This is a genomic window from Sphingobium sp. SA2 (assembly GCF_032227065.1).
In the GTDB taxonomy this organism is placed as follows: domain Bacteria; phylum Pseudomonadota; class Alphaproteobacteria; order Sphingomonadales; family Sphingomonadaceae; genus Sphingobium.
Genome location: NZ_JAPMXX010000002.1, coordinates 155,961 through 172,358 on the forward strand (window position 1 = coordinate 155,961; position 16,398 = coordinate 172,358).

Annotated in this window: 8 protein-coding genes and 1 pseudogene; 1 reads left to right on the forward strand and 8 read right to left on the reverse strand. The window is 65.2% G+C overall.

Features of this window, described 5'->3' with window-relative positions; translation table 11 throughout:
* Nucleotides 1-152: 152 nt before the first annotated feature.
* From OVY48_RS06655 to OVY48_RS06690, 8 genes and pseudogenes are all read right to left on the reverse strand, one after another.
* On the reverse strand, nucleotides 153-2,315 hold the full coding sequence (locus OVY48_RS06655) for an integrase (RefSeq protein ID WP_313922219.1): 2,163 nt from the start codon (nucleotides 2,313-2,315) through the stop codon (nucleotides 153-155).
* Nucleotides 2,312-4,099 carry a hypothetical protein gene (locus tag OVY48_RS06660; protein ID WP_313922220.1) on the reverse strand — a complete coding sequence of 596 codons (1,788 nt, stop codon included), beginning with the start codon at nucleotides 4,097-4,099 and terminating at the stop codon, nucleotides 2,312-2,314. The genes OVY48_RS06655 and OVY48_RS06660 overlap by 4 nt, the downstream gene beginning before the upstream one ends.
* Entirely contained in the window at nucleotides 4,096-5,445 is a 1,350-nt protein-coding gene (locus OVY48_RS06665; protein ID WP_016744724.1) for a tyrosine-type recombinase/integrase, read from the reverse strand. Before OVY48_RS06665 ends, OVY48_RS06660 begins: the two co-directional genes overlap by 4 nt.
* A gap of 162 nt (nucleotides 5,446-5,607) precedes the next feature.
* Nucleotides 5,608-6,351: pseudogene (locus OVY48_RS06670) on the reverse strand (ArdC family protein); the annotation flags it as partial.
* 130 nt (nucleotides 6,352-6,481) lie between these two features.
* Nucleotides 6,482-8,605, reverse strand: a complete 2,124-nt coding sequence (locus tag OVY48_RS06675; RefSeq protein ID WP_313922221.1) for a ParB/RepB/Spo0J family partition protein — start codon at nucleotides 8,603-8,605, stop codon at nucleotides 6,482-6,484.
* A 65-nt stretch (nucleotides 8,606-8,670) separates the two neighbouring features.
* The gene (locus tag OVY48_RS06680; protein ID WP_313922222.1) at nucleotides 8,671-12,936 is read right to left on the reverse strand and encodes a strawberry notch-like NTP hydrolase domain-containing protein; all 4,266 of its coding nucleotides are present in this window, start codon (nucleotides 12,934-12,936) and stop codon (nucleotides 8,671-8,673) included.
* 76 nt (nucleotides 12,937-13,012) lie between these two features.
* A complete protein-coding gene (locus OVY48_RS06685; protein ID WP_313922224.1) occupies nucleotides 13,013-13,867 on the reverse strand; it encodes a toprim domain-containing protein in 855 nt (284 codons plus the stop codon).
* A gap of 112 nt (nucleotides 13,868-13,979) precedes the next feature.
* Complete coding sequence (locus OVY48_RS06690) at nucleotides 13,980-15,272, reverse strand: replication protein RepA (RefSeq protein WP_313922225.1); 1,293 nt, start codon at nucleotides 15,270-15,272, stop codon at nucleotides 13,980-13,982.
* 546 nt (nucleotides 15,273-15,818) lie between these two features.
* Here OVY48_RS06690 and OVY48_RS06695 point away from each other — a divergent pair.
* The coding region (locus tag OVY48_RS06695) for an AAA family ATPase (RefSeq protein ID WP_313922226.1) at nucleotides 15,819-16,398 on the forward strand (580 nt) is incomplete at its 3' end.

The following is a 16,398-nucleotide window of genomic DNA, read 5'->3' on the forward strand; positions in this document are numbered from 1 at the left end:
TCGCGCCGGGGACCATCCCCGGCGGCGGAGGCCCGTTCGCGCCGGGCACAGGGGGCTCGCGCACCCGTCAGGGCCGCAGCGAAGCGGAGGACGGCGAAGCCGTTGCGCGGGTGCGCCGACCGGCGCAGGACTCCGCCAACAGCCGGGGTGGTCTACGGCGCGGGAGGGTCGATCCCGGCAATCACCGCGGTCAGGCGGTCAAGCTCGCCCTCAAGCGCGCGGCGCTGGAGATCGGACATGCGCCGTTCGCGTAAATGCGCCCTGGCATCATCGGCCGCGCGCTCCCACGCCGGCCTGTGGCGGCCGGTGATACAGGCGTTGGGGCAGCGGGTCGGCTCGCACAGAGCGGTGAGCGGCTGCCTGGGATCGGGGGTCGTCACGCGCTTGAGGCAGAGCGCGGTCGCGGGATCGAAGAAGCAATCCGCGAGCAGACCGACGTGGAAGGTGCGCGCGACGCTGGCGAGCATGACGCGCAGGCGGGCCCGATCGGCGATCATGGCGGGCAGTGGCCCGAGCTCAACGGCGGCATCGTCGAGGGTCCGCGCGATGCGTGGTCCCGCCGGTCCGCCGAGTGATGCGCCGCCCTGCCGCCGGTCGAAATAGTCCAGCAGATCGTCAATCTGACCGAGCCGGCGCTGCGCCTCGACCTCTGCGCGAAACCCCGATCCACTGGTCCCGGCATAGCCCTCGAAAGCGGCGACCGAGGCATGCTTGTACTGGATCATGCCGGCGATGGTGCCGAACGGACGGTTGGCGATGTGCCACGCGATGGTGCGCCGGAACTGCCGCGTCGTGATGCGCCACGGCTTGCCATCGGGGCCGGGTGGGATGACCGGCGCATCGGGGCTGCCGAAGACGGTGTTGAGGTGGTCGCGGAAGGCGTTGAGCTGGCGGACCACCTCGCTCGACAGATGCGTCTTGGTGACAGCGCGGGGACGAAGCACCGGCCAGAGCGTGTCGCTTCCAGTCTTCCGTGCCGCGTGTTCCGACAGCCGTTCGAGCACCGTGATCGCCTCGGCCACCGGTTCGATCGTCACCCAGCTCGCCGACTCACCGGCGCTCGATCGGCGCTTGTAGAGGGTCGATCGGACGCGTTGCCGCTCGATCAGGCCGTCTTCGCTGCGCGCGATCGAGAGGCAGCCGCGCCGCATCGCCTGGACCTCGCAGTCGCGCATGCCGGTCAGATAGGCGCATACGATATAGGCGGCGGCCTGCAGCATCCGCTCCTCGATCGCTAGGGTCTTCACGTCGAAGCGGGCACGCCATGGCCGACCGCTCTCGGGAGCGATCGAGATCGGCGTGTCCATGCCGCCGACCTCGGTACCAAGCGATGCAACCGCTTCGCGAATGACATCCGGTGCGCCGGTAGTGAGCATGAGATGCATGGCCGGCTCGGCGACGGCATCGATGCCGGCATGCAAATGGAGGAGATGGGCGTTGATCGGCGGGGTTGCATCCCCGGTGAGGGGATCGATGCGCGTGGCGCCGTTGTGTGCCGTCGTCCAGATGGGCACGCCGCGTCCTTGCCGGGCTCGGCGCGCGAGATAGCGCTCGAGGCGCGCGCGCTGCCGCAGGCGGCGCTCTGCATCAGGCAGTCCGCGTTCGGCGGCGAGCAGCCGAGCGCGGACTGCCTCGAGCCGATCGAGCGCGACCCGAGCCGCCAGAATATCGGTCGCGAAGGTCGTGACATAGCGCAGCGACCAGGCGAGCAGCGGCGTGACAATCTCCTCCGGCATGCGTGGGGTGCGGTTCTCGCGCACATGCCGATATCCGGCGACGCGCGCAGCCGCTTGCCCGGCCCACGGCTCGAACCCGAGACCGCCTCCAGGCAGGTGATCCCGGAGATGGTAGAGATCGGTGACCACCTGCAAGAGCTGGCCGACGATGACGGGGCGCCGCGCTGAATCATCCCGCAGGTGGCGCGCATAAGCGTCGATCAGCGCCTGATCGATGCGGCCCAGGTCGAGCCGCCCAAGCCGCTCGCGCGCGAAGGCGAAGAACCGGCGAGCCCGGTTGAATGCCTGTCGGATGCTGGCGGGCGGCAGCTTCGGGTGGTAGCCGGGAAGACCGACGTTGAGGCGGGCGTAGAGATAGGCGCGCATTGCCGCCTGCACATCGGCATGTTCGAGCACGTCGAAATGCACGGTGACGTGGCAGCGCCGAGCGTTCTCGCGGAAGACGGCGGGACCGAGATCCCAGGTCGGGTCGCCGACGTGCGACAGCTCCTCGCGGGCATGGCCCGCCTTGAGCGGCGCGCTCGCCAGCACAGGGCGATCGTCGAACGCGGGCACGAGGGCATGGACGGGCGTGGTCATGCGCGTGCCTCCGGCGGCAGATAGAGCCGTTCGCTCCCCATCTGCCGGCGCGCTTCGGCGATAACGGCATCGGAGAAGACCGGCAGGACCTGGACCGTGATCCGGGTGTGGACGCGGCCGAACTTGGCGGCCCAGTCGCTCGCCGGCAGGCTGCATCGCTGCTCTTCGACGAACGCGAGAAAGGCGAGGATCGCGGGGAGCTTGCGCGCGGTGATGACGGCGTTGGGACAATCGAGGCAGCCCCAGAAGGGCTGCGCGCAGGGCGAACCGGGCTCGGCGAAAGGACTGCTATGGAAGCCCGCGCAGGCGGCGAGCCAGACATCCTGTTCGCCGTCGAGCACCGGACCAACCGTATCAGCCGACATCAGCGACGCGACCTGTTCGGGCGCTTCGCGCAGCGCCTGCTCGGCGGTGGGTGGAAGCACGGTCGGCATCGCCGCAGCGACCGCTGCGCGGAAGGCATCGGCGACGGCCGCCTCGTGCAACGGCCGGAGCGACGGCAGATCGGCATAGTGGCGCGCCGCGACCTCGCGGGTGTGACCGACCGCGAAGGGGGCCATATGCCCCTCGGTCTTGGTGTACCATAGCGCCTTGTGGGTCTTGCGCAGCCGGGAAAGCAGCAGATGGAGCGGCTTCCCATCATCGCCGGCGATACCATGGCGACGAGCCCAGGCGGCGAGTTGGAACTTGGGATCGACGATGCCGGCGCGAAGGCCGCCAACGTTGTGATAGAGCCAGAGGCAATCGTCGGTCAGATGCTCGCGTGCGACGGCGGTGACGTCGATCAGGCGACGCATGAGGCCGCCGGGTGTGCCGCTACCACCATCGCGGACCCGCATGCTCTTGTGCTCGGCACCGCGGGCGCGGCGCTTCAGATAGCGTAGCTCCACCGTGCCGGCATGCGGGTTGGTGAGACAATCCACGGTCAGCGTCTTCAGGCACTCCGGCTCGAGGCCGGTATCGAGCGTGAGCAGCACGAGCAGCGCCGGCAGATCGCGCGCGAGCAGATGATGGCGGCCATGCAGGTCGTCGATGAGCGTGCTGATCGGCAATCCGCGCCGCATGCGCATGAAATAGAGGCGCTTCAGCGCGGGCTGGTCTGCGACGATAAAGCCCTGCCGCGCGATGATCGCTTCGACATCGGCGCGCGCCCTGGCGACGACAGGGTCGCCCTCATCAGTGCGGTCGTCGGCGCCGAGGCGGCGAAGCATCGCTTCGATATCGGCCCTCGCGGCGTCGCGCAGCGCGCGGGCGACGAAGGGGCTATAGGCATCGCGCGGGGTCGAGCGGCCCGCCGAAGTGGCCAGCGTGTAGCGCAGCCGCTCATGCAGGTCGGGCGCGATCCGATCGGGCCGGTCTGCCTCGATCGCGCGCAGCGTGTTGATGACCTTGCCGACCGTTATGTGCCGGTGGATCGCGCCCATCCCACGCCGTTCGAGCGCGGACGCAAAGCCATCGATATGGACTGCGCGCAGGTCGTTGACGCCGGTCACCTCCGGCGCATCATCGCCAAGCCAGGCGAAGAAGTGGCGATAGACCTGAACATACTGCTTGATGACGCTGGCCGCACCGATGGGGCCGCCGAGCGCCGCCGATCGACGCAGCGCACCGGCGAAAGCGATGGCGAGTGGGCGAGGATCGAGCCCGGTCATATCGACTAGGACCGTTCCGCCATGCCGCGCCTCGATGGTGAACTTGAGGCCGAGCACAGGATCGGGCTGCGATCGCTCCGGCGTGATCGGCGCAAAGGCGACAGGCCGGCCCTTGCGGGGACGCCCGCTCATACGCCTTGCGGCCCCGGCAGTAACGCCAGCAGCCCCTCGACGGCCGCGTCCACCGTATCGGCGCGGGTCGCGATATGGTCGAGGTAGATATAGGTGGTGGTGAGGCTGGCGTGGCCAAGCAGGCGTTGCACCTGTTGCAGCGGGTCGCCCAGGATCAGCCGATAGCTCTCCACCGGCCCCACCGGCAATGCCGCTTCGCGCAGCCGCTGCTGGATCAGCAAGGCGAGCATATGGACTGCGAAGGCGTGGCGAAGCTGGTGCGGGCTGATCGACAGCGGGAAGCCGTTCTGTGCGCACCGCTTGCAGGCGCGGGTGAAGATCACCTCCCACGAGTTGGGGCGGACAGGCTGGCCGACCTCGGTCAGCCATAGCGCCGCCGGCTCGCGGGGCGTTCCATCCTCGTCGCACAGGATCAGGCGGCATCGTTCCTCCGGGGTGCAGATATCGCGCATGCGGTCGAGACCGGCGCGGGTGACAGGGATCGGTCGGTCGAAGCTGGCCGCACCGTCGCGCGCGGCGAACTTGGCCACGCCCGCGGCGCGCTCGACCGCGACATAGGCGGCGATCTGACGAAGCAGCCGGCGTGGGACCAGAACGCTGCGTCCGCGGTCGCCCTTGGTGAGCGGCGGCGGAAGGGGCAACCAAAGTTGTTGGACGTCACCGTCCTCGCGGTCGATCGCCGCGAGCTCGGCAGTGAGCAGGCCCGACGCCTCTTCGAGGCGCAGGCCGGTGGTGACGAGAAGATCGGCGAATAGCGCGTTGCGCAGCCCGTTGCGATCGCGAGCGCCGGGGCGCTCCGTGCCGTCAGGGGTGAGCCCGCGCAGGCCGAGCTCGCGGAAAATGCGGTAATCGTCCATCGTGACGAACCGGACGTCCGACCGCCTGGCGACGCGCTCATAGGCGTCGTTGCGCGCCGCGATCATGCCGCGACGGCCACCCTGCGCCGGTCGCCAAACGGCGCGGCGGCTGAACGGCGCGTCGGCGATCAGCCCTTGCTGCTCGCCCCAGCGGTAGAGGCGATCGAGGCTGGCGACGGCCCGGTTCCAGCTTGCCGCCGTGATCCGGTGATCGGCCTCGTCGCGGCGTCGCTCACGATGATAGGCGCCGACATCGTCGCGGGTCGCAGCCCACACGGTCTTGCCGCAGGCATCGAGAAAGCGAAGCCAGACCGCGACATCATAGGCGTAGGCGCGAAGCGAGTGCCGCGAACGGACCCCCGACAGCGGCAGGTCGAGAAAGAAGCGATCCAGATCGGGATGATAGAGCGCATCGCCACGCAGGATCAGCGGCACATGCGCATCGAGGCCCCTGGCCTCGCGCCGCTCGCAAACAGCAATGATCGACACCGGCGCGAAACCCTCCCCCCGGACCCCCCACCCGGAAACTGACCTCGCACCGTTGCGCCCTATGGCCCGGCAGCTATCAGGCTGGCCTCCGCCAGCTCTTGGGTCAGCGCTACGGCCAGCCTGATAACTGCCTACCGTGGGCGTCCATCGCCGACCTTACTGCAATGTTGCGGACGGCGCAGACTGTCCAGATAAGGCGACCAGCTCCTCGAAGCTATAAGCCTTGTCGCCGAAGCGCTTGCCGAACGTCCGTGCGAGCCGGCTGGTGCCGCCTGACCAGTGGGTGGTCTCGTGGGCGCGGACCGATGCGTAATGGTCCATCGTCCGGAAGCTTCGTTGATGTGGCATTTGAATATAATCGAAGGTCGGACTGAAGTACGCACGGTCGCCGCCGTGCCGAACCTCCACCGGGATGGCGTCGAAAAACCGGTCGATCGCGCCTTGATGGACTGACGGGTCGATCGGCGCCGGCTCCTCGGCCTCGGGATAGAAATAAGGCGGAAGACCGTCGATTTGGTCGGCGTTGAAAACGATGTAATGCCGCAGGAAGCGGATGCTCCGCTCTTTCTCGGCGCCGGTTACCGGGTTCGACTCGAGCTTCTTGAAGCTCGAATAATAGACCGACAGCGAACCGTGCTCGCCGCGCCGTACATGACCGCCGAGCGCCTCCGCCTGGCGAAACGTCATCCAGTAGCGCGAGCGGTAGCCCTGCGCGTCGGCGATCGCCCAAAGGTAGAAGGTGTTGATGCCGGTATAGGGCGTGCCGCAATGACGCAGTGGTCGGCCTCCGCTGCCCTCCACGCGCCAGGGGCGGCTCCAGGGAGGCACGCCTTCTTCGAGCTTCCGGATGATGAGATTGGTGATTTCGGCCGCGACGTCGCGGCTCGGCCTCGATTGGGCGGACATGACGAGTGCTCCGGTAGAAGACAAAGAAAGACCGCCGACACCTGATGGCGCCGGCGGTCAGTTGCCCAGGAGGAGGGTGCTGGGTGAATGGGATCGTCAGCGCGTGCTGCCGACCCCGTGCGGTTGCCAATCAGGCGTTCGCGGGTTCCTGCACGACGTCCTCGTTCTCGGCCAACACCGCAGGCGCGTCGGGCGAGGGTTCGGCCGCGTCGGCGACGTCCCCCTCGGCAGCAACGTCCTCGTCCTCGGTCTCGGCGGTTTCGACCGTCTCCTCGGCAACCACATCGAGGAACCGCATCGCGTTCGGCACCCAGGCGAGCGCGGCCTCCTTGACCTCGGGTTCGACGATCGAGTCGCCGGCGAACAGCTTCTGGCAGCTTTCCGAGATCTCGGTCTTCTTGAGCGAGGCGTGGCGAGCCGTGAGCGCCGGTCCGCCGATGTCGTTCAGCAGGCTCAGGATGCTGCCCTTGTTCACCCGATCGAAGAAGTTCTCCGACGTCGGCCGCCACCAGCTCGCGACGTCGATGTCGAGGATCGACGCAAGACGGTTATGGAGCGGGATCTGCTCGTTGCTCATGCCTGGTTTCGCCTCGAGCGACATCGCGACGATGTAGGCGAGCCAGTTAGCCTTGCTGTCATCGTCCAGCGCGCGGAACGCTTCGAACCGATCGACCTCGCTTTGGTGTTCGGTCCACGCCGCCTCGAGCCCTTCGTGTGCCTCCGACAGATAATCGCGCGCGCGCGACGTCGGCATGTCGCCCGTCGTGGGATCTTGCGGCCCGCTTGCGCGGATCGTCGTGCCGTATTTGACCGAGTTGTAGCTGTATCGGCTCGACGAGTTCGTGCGCGCATCGATCATGGCGAAGAGCGCGTAATCGAGAGCCAGGGCCGGCTGAGCGAGCAGGCAGGACGCGAGAATGTCCCGTCGCTGCATCGCCAATTCGTCGTAAAGGCGGGCACTGAGCGGCTTTCCGCCCGGGGCCACCGCCTCCGGCCGGTATTTCGGTTCCGAGGGCTCGGTACCACCGACACGGAAGCCGCCAGCGGCGCGTTCGCCGTCTTCGCCCTCCCCGCCGTCTTCGCCGGTCGGCTCGTCGATGAGGATCTGCTGCTCGCTGTAATATTGGGTGTCGAGCCGCATTTCGCCCTGCGGCGTGAGAAGCAGGAACGCGCCAACGTGCTGCCTCAGCTCGTCGGGAAGGACGGGCGCGCGATTCTCGATCGCTTCGGCCTCGGCGATGAGGCGATCGTCTTCCTGGTCGAGGAGCTTGAAGTCCTCTTCCGAAACAGACTCGTCCTGCATCTCCATCTCGAGTTCACTGCGGCGTTCTTCGATTTCGACCAGGCGAGCAGCCTGTTCCTCGGTCAGCGCCGGGGGCTGCAGGATGGCGCGGTAAAGACCGTGCGCTGCATTGTGCGCATAGTTGCTGGCGATCGGGCGGATCCAGGCGAGACCCGTCTCCTCGCCGATGCGCTTGGCCTCGGCTTCCATGATCTCGCCGGCGAGCCGGTGCGCGACCTCGGGGTTGACCCAGCGATCGTTGCCGTCGGTGAACAGGTCCCCATCGACCTTGCCGCCGGCCTCCCGGTAGCGTTCTTCGCCGACGAGGATGGCGATGGGATCGTTCGCCTTCAGCGTCTCGTTGGCGATGACACGCCGAATGGTGTCGGCGGTCACGTAGCTGTTCTGGTAGCTGTTCCAGACCAGCAGCTGCTTCTCCTGATTCTCGGTCGATGCATAGGCCTTGGCGACATCGAGGGTGATCTCGCCCGTGCTGAGCGCTTCGAAGATCGGTTCTGCAAGAGACGCCAACCGCAGCCGGCCTTCGACGAACCGGCGCGTGACGCCGAATCGCTTGGCGACCGCATCGATGTCGCCGGTCGTGCCGATGAAATGCTGGAACGCGCGGCATTCCTCGGCCGGTGTCATCTTGAGCTGCTGGAAGTTGGTAGCGGTCGAGGTTTCCGAGAGCGTCGCCTCGTCAGCCTGGAGAACCATCACCGGAACATCGTATTCGTCGGCCTTGATGGTGCCGGCTTCGGCGAGACGCTGGAGCGCGCGGAGCCGCCGGCCGCCGTCGAACACTTCGAAAGTGCCGCGCGGCTTTTTGGCAGGTGTGACGAGCAGGTTCTGGAGAACGCCGCGGGCCTCGATGTCGGCCGCCATCTGCGGGATCTGCAGCTTCTCCTCGGGGAGCCGACGGACGTTGATCGGCGAAAGCCGCAGCTTGCTGAGTTTCATGGTCTGGATCACAGGGGTAACTCCTCTTGGCATCCGGCACATTCCGGACACCACCCCCGATCCCCCTTCCCTCTTCCTCAGGCCGTCCCCGGGCCGCTTCCCAAGGGCGCATCGGCCGATCCCGAAACACCGAGGAGAAGCCGATCCAGCGTCTCCGCCGCCGTGGGCAGCGGCAGGAACACGCGGGTGCGATATTGGATGACCTCGGTGAAACAGCCGATCGACTTGAGCCAAGTGAGTTGCTGCGAGGGAGCGCCGACCAGCTCGATGCGCGGCAAGCCGTTTACCAGTGCGCGTCTGATGGTCATCGGAAACGGCCGCGTGAGGTCGACGCTGCGACCGGAGAAGGCCGATTTGACGATGTCCTTCGGCGGCATGTTCTCGGCGCGGTCGATGCCGAGCTTGGTGAAGAGCTGCACGACATGATCGTCGAAGACGAGGCGGCCGAGCCAGCTGTTGCCCGCCTTGTCGGCGATGCGGTTGACGACAAGATGGTCGCTGGGCAGCGCGGACCAGATCGGGAGCAAGAGACCCGTGGCGAGGCGGATCGTCTCCGTGTCGACCTTGGTCGCCGCCTCATCGGCTTCTTCGAGCCACTTCGCCGAAAAGGCGTCGCGATCGAACTTCGTCCACGCGCTTTCGAAGAGTTCGTCCTCCCGCATATATTCGCGGCGTGTGGGGCGCATGAGCTCGAAGCGCGGGATCGGTGTGCCCTCTTTCTCCTCCATGAGCGCGCGGGCCCGAGTCTGAAGAGCGACCTTCCCCGATTTTCCGTTGACCAGAAATTCGGCCGTGCCGTCGGCATCGGCGATGAGCAGAATGCGCTCCAGCGACACGGGCGTGCGGCGGTGGGCGATCTCGATCGTGAGAAGATGCGACGTGGCGCCGCTCACGGGATCGGTTCGCAGGAGCGTGTCGTCGATCAGGGTCGCTGTATCGACGAGGATCGTCTCGACACCGACATCGAGCCTGCCGGCTTCTCGAGCAGCCGATACCCGCGTTTCCACAAGCGACAGGAATTCGTCGAAGATTGAGTTCTGGAGGCCGATCGGAAGCGCGAGGATGCGGTTGAGCCAGCGCTGGATCGGTGGGAGCTCCTCCTTCATCACGCCGTCCTTGTCGCAAAGCTCGAGGCCGGTTCGACGTTCGAAGTCTGCAAGAGAGACGCTCTTGAGCTTGCCGCCGACGAGCAGATGAAACCAGCTCACAAGCGCGGCGCACGCATATTCGCTTTCGAGGTTGTCGGCCGGATCGAACAGGTTCTGTCCTCCGGTCTGGCGCTGGCCGCGGGTCAGCGCGCCCAGGCTGTCGAGACGGCGCGCAATGGTGCTGGTGAAGCGGAGTTCGCCCTTGCAGTCGGTCGTCACCGGCCGGAACAGCGGCGTGCTCGCTTGATGGGTCCGGTGGGTGCGGCCGAGCCCCTGGATCGCGCGGTCCGCGCGCCAGCCCGGTTCGAGCAGCAGGTGGACGCGCTGCTGCTGGTTCGTGACATCGCGGGAGGCGTGATACGAACGGCCGGTGCCGCCGGCGTCGGAGAAGATCAGGATGCGCTTGCGCCCATCCATGAACGCGGCAGCCTCGGCCTGGCTGGTCCGGGTGGAGCGCGTCTCGAGCTTTTGGCGGCCATCGCCGGTCGAAATGAGCCGCTTCGTCCGTCCCGTGACCTCGGCGACGAAGTCGTGACCGAAATGCTCGAGCAGACCGTCCAGCGCCGACATGATCGGGGGCAACGCGCAGAGATGCTCGATCAGCTGCGCGCGCGCGGCCTCGGCCTCGGGGTTGTAGACCGGATTGCCAAACTCGTCTTCCATGGGGACCGACCGCGGCGTCCCGGTGTCATCGGTGAACACGCGCATTTGACGGGTGGGGAATGCCCGCTCGAGATAGTCGATGACATATTCGCGGGGAGAAAGGTCGATTTCGAGGTCCGCGCGCTCGTCGGGGCTGAGCGCCCCCAGGCGCCGATCGAGAATGGATTCGGCAGTCGTGACGAGCTGCATTACGACCGACTGATCGCTCTCGATATGGGCTTTGACCGCGGCGATCACCGTCGGGAGCTTCATCGACAGCAACACCTGGCCGAAGAAGCGTTGCTTCGTGGATTCGAACCGCGACCGTGCCGAGGCTTTGGCACCGCTGTTGAGCGTGGCATTCTCCAGGCCATCGACGACGCTGGTGAGTTCGAGCGCCTTTTCCATGTTCTGATGAATGATCGACCAGGCATCGGCATAGGTGTCGTAGATCTCGATCTGGGCGGGCGTCAGCTCATGCTTCAGAATATCGTATTCGACTCCGGAAAAGCTGAGCGCTCGCGCCATGTAGAGGCCGGTCGCCTTGAGGTCGCGGGCGACGAGTTCCATAGCGGCGATGCCGCCTTTGCGGATGCCGCCGATAAACTGCTCGCGATCGGCAAAGGCCGTCTCCGGACCCCAAAGCCCGAGGCGCACCGCGTAGGCGAGATTATTCACGTCCGAGGCGCCGGTTGCGGACGCATAAAGGACGCGGGCGCTGGGAAGCTGGTTCTGGAGAAGAACGCCGCAGATCCCCTGCTGCGATCCCTCCTTGGCGCCAAGGGCGCCCTCGCCGCCTGCGACACCGCCCATCTCATGGGCCTCGTCGAATGCAATGACCCCCTCGAAATCGGCGCCCGCCCAATCGGTGATCTGCTTCAGCCGGCTGTGATCGCCGCGCAGCGAGCGCAGCGTGGGATAGGTGACGAGCAGCACACCCTGGTCCAGCCTGATGGGCTCGTCGATCTTCCAGTTGGAGATGGGCTGGATATCACCGCTCAGACCGCCGAGTGCGGTCCAGTCGCGGCGCGCGTCCTCCAGCAAGGGCGCGTTCTTCGTCACCCAGATGTTGCGACGGCGGCTTTGGAGCCAGTTGTCGAGGATGCACGCTGCGATCTGGCGGCCCTTGCCCGCCCCGGTGCCGTCGCCAAGGAAAAACCCCTTGCGATAGGTATCGCCGTCTTCGGCGAGCGTGAGGCCGACCCCCTCCTTGTTCGGCTTGAAGCGGCCGGGGATCGTCTGCGACCAGGCGTGCCCGGCATAGACGACAGTTTCGAGCTGCGAGGCAGACAGCAGCCGTTCGGCGACGGTCCGTTCGGGCAGGCGCGGAAGATAGTCGGGAAGCGGCGCCGGGATCGATCCCATCGCGACCGACTCGACCAAGGGAGTCGGATGGTCGCCTGCCTTGTCGAAGACGATGCGGCTCGGCCGATAGGGCAGATATACGCCGGTCTGGTCGAGCAAGGGCGCCGGCGTGTCGAGCTTGGTATAGTCGACAGGCAACACGTCATTGCGAACGGGGGCGTGATAGGACCGGGGTTCAGGCCGGCTGCTCTTGACGGCGCGGAACATTGAAATGCCGCTGGATCGCTTCGGCGCGGGAGCTGGCTGATCAATCCGTGCAGGCGAGCGGTCAGTGATGACCAGCGCATCGAGCAGATCGGTAACTGACGATCGTTGTATGATCGCCGGCGGCGCCTTGCCCGGCAATTTGTCGATCACGAACAGCCGGACGGCAATCGAGGTGCCGTGCTTGAGATAGCATTTCTCGAGCCGGATCGCGGTGCACACGGTGACGTCGCGGAGCACCGTCTCGTACTGATCGCGCATTCTGGCGCTCGGACCGAACCAGTCGGGCATGATGGCGACCAGGCGACCACCTGACCGCAGCCGCCGGATCGCTGCCTGCAGATGGCGCACGGCCGCATAGTCGTCGGCGCCCCTACCGAGCGAGCGCGAGAATGGCGGGTTCATGATGATGAGCGTCGGACGGTCGGCGCTGGAAAGCGTGGAGTTGATCGTCGCCCCGTCATGACCGGTGATGATGGCATCCGGGAAGACATCGCCGAGGCGCCCGCGGCGGGTCGGATCAAGCTCGTTGAGGTGGAGGGCGTGATGCGCGCCGATCTGGGCAATGAGAAGACCGTTGCCGGCGCTGGGCTCGAGGATGATGTCGTCCACCTGGACGTTGGCGAGAAGGACCGCGACGGCCGAGATGTCGACCGGCGTCGAGAATTGCTGCCATTCGAGCTGGTCTTCGCTGCGCACCGTTTGCGTCGGAAGCCGGCTCGCGAGATCGATCATCGGGGTGATGTCGGCGGTGCTCGAAATCTGCTGGCGCGCGGCGCGCAGATGGAGCGCGACGGCGTGTTCGAGAACCTCGAAACTATCGCGCTGCGTCCAGCGGCCTTCCGCATCGGTGCCACCAAAGGTCGCAACCATCGCCTCGTTGAGGAGCCGGCGGCTGATCGGTGCGCCCGAACTCAAATATGGGAGGAGATGGCGTGCAGCCAGACGATCGGCGCGGGCGCGCGCTTGAAAAAGGTCGGTCATGTGGGGATCTCCTGCGTGGCTGCACCCTCGGCAGCACACACTCTCGATCCCCCTCCCCTCTTCCGGCGCGAGCCGACTAGAGACGGCTTAGCCGCGCGTCAGCATCGAGGGCCTTTGCCCAGTCTTTGAATTTCGGCGGTGGAGGGAAGCGGCGGATGACAAGGTCGGGCCGGGCATATCGGACTTCAGCGCTTGCGGCGGCTCGCCGGCCCTCGGGATCATTGTCCTCCGCTATCAGAAGCGTCGTGACGGTGGGCGGGATGACGAGTTGATCGAGGCGCCGCGCTCCAAGGGAAGCCCAACATGGGATAGAGCTGAGTCTCGTGAAGGCGGCCGCGGTCTCGAAGCCCTCGGCGACTGCAAGCGTCGATCCCCCTTCCCCGCCCCGCCAGGCGCCGGCGAGCGGCGTTCCGAGCATGACCTTGCGGACATAGTCGGCAGTCTGCGGATCGAGGAAGATGCGCTGGATGGCGACGAGCTTTCTGATCTCGCGGACTGCGATCAATAGCGCGGGAAGGAAGAGCGTCTTTGGTTTGGGAAGATAGGGGCAGCGCGGATGGAACCGGATGTCGATCGGCAGCGGGAGCAGATTGCGTCGTGCGAGATAGCGCTCGGCAAGAGTGCCCCCGACGTCGTGGGCCTGGTCCCAGATCCGCTCGACATTCGCTGGGCGGCCTGGGCGCGCTGGTGGGGGTTGGGGATAATGCTGGCCCGGTCGTACGCGGCGGAGCTCTCGCAGTACGTCCTCTCGGGCGCAGCCTGCGAAACAGGTGACGAGGATGCCCCGGTCGCCCTGTCGGATCGAGAGGCTCGGATCGGTATCACTGTGCGCCGGACAGCGGCACATCGCGACATTCCCGCTCCACGTGCCTCCCAGGGCTCCGACGATATCGACCAGTTCTTGGGTGGGTCTTCTTGCTGTAAGCGGCATGATCGTGCCTCCTGCTCACCAGCTCGGCCCCCCTCCCCTTTTCCGTTCGATCCGTCTGCTAGACAGGATTCCTTCTGGGCCGCTCCGACTCGAACGGCTCGGAGATCATCGGTCAGTCGTCAGCCCGATTCGCGCGGCGTTCAGCATAACGGATGACGAAGGCCTCCCAGACGCGCAGCCACTCCTTTTCGGGTCGGGGCTTCTTGAGATCGGGGAAGCCGGCGCGAAAAGCGTCTGCCATTGCGTCTACGGCCCACGGATGTCCTTTGGACAAGCCGATGGAGCGGAAAACCTGCTCGCGTGTGCCGAAGCCGAGCGATCCGGCAGGGAATGCCAACAGCGGTTCGCTGATCTTGGGCGATTCCCGACGCGCCGGGACCGATGATGTCGGTGCCGTTTCGGGGGTCGCCGCACCCACTAGACGCAGATGCGGCCCGACAAGCTTGCGCTCGAGGGGCGCCGGTGACGGGTGCAGGATGACCTTTTTCCCAGATAGATCGACATTCGCGTTCGGATAGACCGCCGACACCAGCTGCATCGTTTCTCGGACTGTCTGCCGGAAGCGTTTGCTGTCCGCTTCATTGCCGAGGTGCTTAGCCAGTTGGTCCCACGATATGATCTGACCCTTGTCGGAGCCGATCCGCGGGAGTCGATAGGCAAGATAAGTGTAGAGATCGAGGGCGGTCGGGGTGCCCTTGAGCTCCCGGATAGCCACTTCGTTCAGAGGCACGGCGTGATCGACGAGATGGCTGTAGAACACCTCAGACATGCGGATTTCGCGGGCAAAAGAGCCGTTTTTATCGAGCGATCCGGCATATTCGTTGGATATTTTCACATCCCGAACCGCAAAGGCGTTGTCGTCGGCCTCGGTCCCGTCCCAGCGGATCTGCCACTCGCAAGCGAGGAGTCGATCCACTTGCTCGCGCATCAGATTGGCGGTTCCGCGCGGTCCATAGGAGACCGTCTGATACCCCAACCGCCGCATCCATTCCGTGAAATTTCTGCCGAGATAGACGTCACGCGACTGCTTCATGACGGCTTGTGAAAGAAGATAGATCAGAGCGACTCTCGGATAGGCGCCGTAAGGAACACCAAGGCTCTTCATCACCGACTTGCCGTTCACATTCTGAAGGACGGGTCTTGGATTGATGGCCAGCGCGTATTTTCCATCCTCCCGGACGATCGGCAGAGTATCATCCTTGGGCCGCTTCGTTGGCAGCGACATTGCGCACAAGGCGGAATGGAGAAAAGCCGGGACGGGTTCTTCGTCCTGGACGCGGAGAAAAGCATCTAGGGTGAGCTGGGTGCCGGCAGTTGTAGCGAGCTTGCGGACGCTCGCCTCTCCGCCATTGAGCATGGCTAGCGCGTATTGATGCCCCAGCGGCTTGTGCTGATCTCCATTCATGGTCCGCCCTTCCCCCCGAATCTGTCGAGGGCTCTGATGGGCTTGTCTCAACAGGTTTGGACGATGAAATCAACCCTGTTGGCAGTTTGGGGACGGATATTGCCCTGAGACTTGCAGAAACACCGATGATGTCGGTGCCGTTTGGGCTAATGGGCACCCCTGCCCTTCAATTTTTCAAAATTCAAAACGATTCGCGAATCGGTTTTTTATAGGTTGATTCTAGTAATAGGTATGCGCTCCGACATCATCGGTCGGCGTGCACCGAGATCATTTGTTTAAGGCACCGAGATCATCGGAAAGTACTGAGATCATCGGTGGTTATCCACAGGTAGGTTATCGGCATTGCCAACTGACCGCTCGACTCGGGTTCTTCCGCGAGCGGCACGGAGATCATCGGTCGAATAGTTTTCCGGGCGAGGCCGTTTTGGGTGCTTGACCCGAACGGCTCGGAGATCATCGGTACGTTTGTAACTGTGGTGGCCAATCATTGCTCCAAACTGCCAAGATTGCTATTGGGGGGCATCAAACTCACAAAAGCGGATTACCATGCCCACAGACCCTCTATCTCAGCCGGACGACCTGATCGAGGGCGGCCTGGACGTTCTTCACCGCAAGGCCCTCACGATCCTGAAGCGCATTCGCGACAGTGCGGTAGATCCGGATACGGGCAAGAAGAGGGGCCCGACGTTCTCGATCTCGAAGGCGGCGGCATTGGTGGGGCGAACCGCGTCGGCGATCCGTGAGGCAGAGCGGGACGGGCGGCTGCCGGCGCGCGATCGGACGGCATCGGGCCATCGGGTTCAGTATACCCTCGAGGAACTGGATCACATGCGCGAGGTGTTCGGCACCCGTCCATGGCGCGATCCTGCGGACACGCCTGCGATCATCTCCGTGTGCAATTTCAAAGGTGGCGTGGGCAAGTCCACCATCGCGTTGCACTTGGCGCAGCATTTCTCGATGAAGGGCTACCGCGTCCTATTCATCGACTGTGATAGCCAGGCATCCTCGACGATGATGTTCGGATACCGGCCTGACGTCGATCTTGAGGAGGAAGACACTCTTTACGGGCATTTCCACAATCCCGAGCTGCTTGGGGTCCGAAAGATCATTCGCAAAACGCATTTTC

Coding starts and splice junctions, on each gene's coding strand:
- OVY48_RS06660 (WP_313922220.1), bottom strand. CDS start 4,099: ATGAGCGGGCGTCCCCGCAAGGGCCGGCCTGTCGCCTTTGCGCCGATC.
- OVY48_RS06685 (WP_313922224.1), bottom strand. CDS start 13,867: ATGCCGCTTACAGCAAGAAGACCCACCCAAGAACTGGTCGATATCGTC.
- OVY48_RS06680 (WP_313922222.1), bottom strand. CDS start 12,936: ATGACCGACCTTTTTCAAGCGCGCGCCCGCGCCGATCGTCTGGCTGCA.
- OVY48_RS06690 (WP_313922225.1), bottom strand. CDS start 15,272: ATGAATGGAGATCAGCACAAGCCGCTGGGGCATCAATACGCGCTAGCC.
- OVY48_RS06655 (WP_313922219.1), bottom strand. CDS start 2,315: ATGACCACGCCCGTCCATGCCCTCGTGCCCGCGTTCGACGATCGCCCT.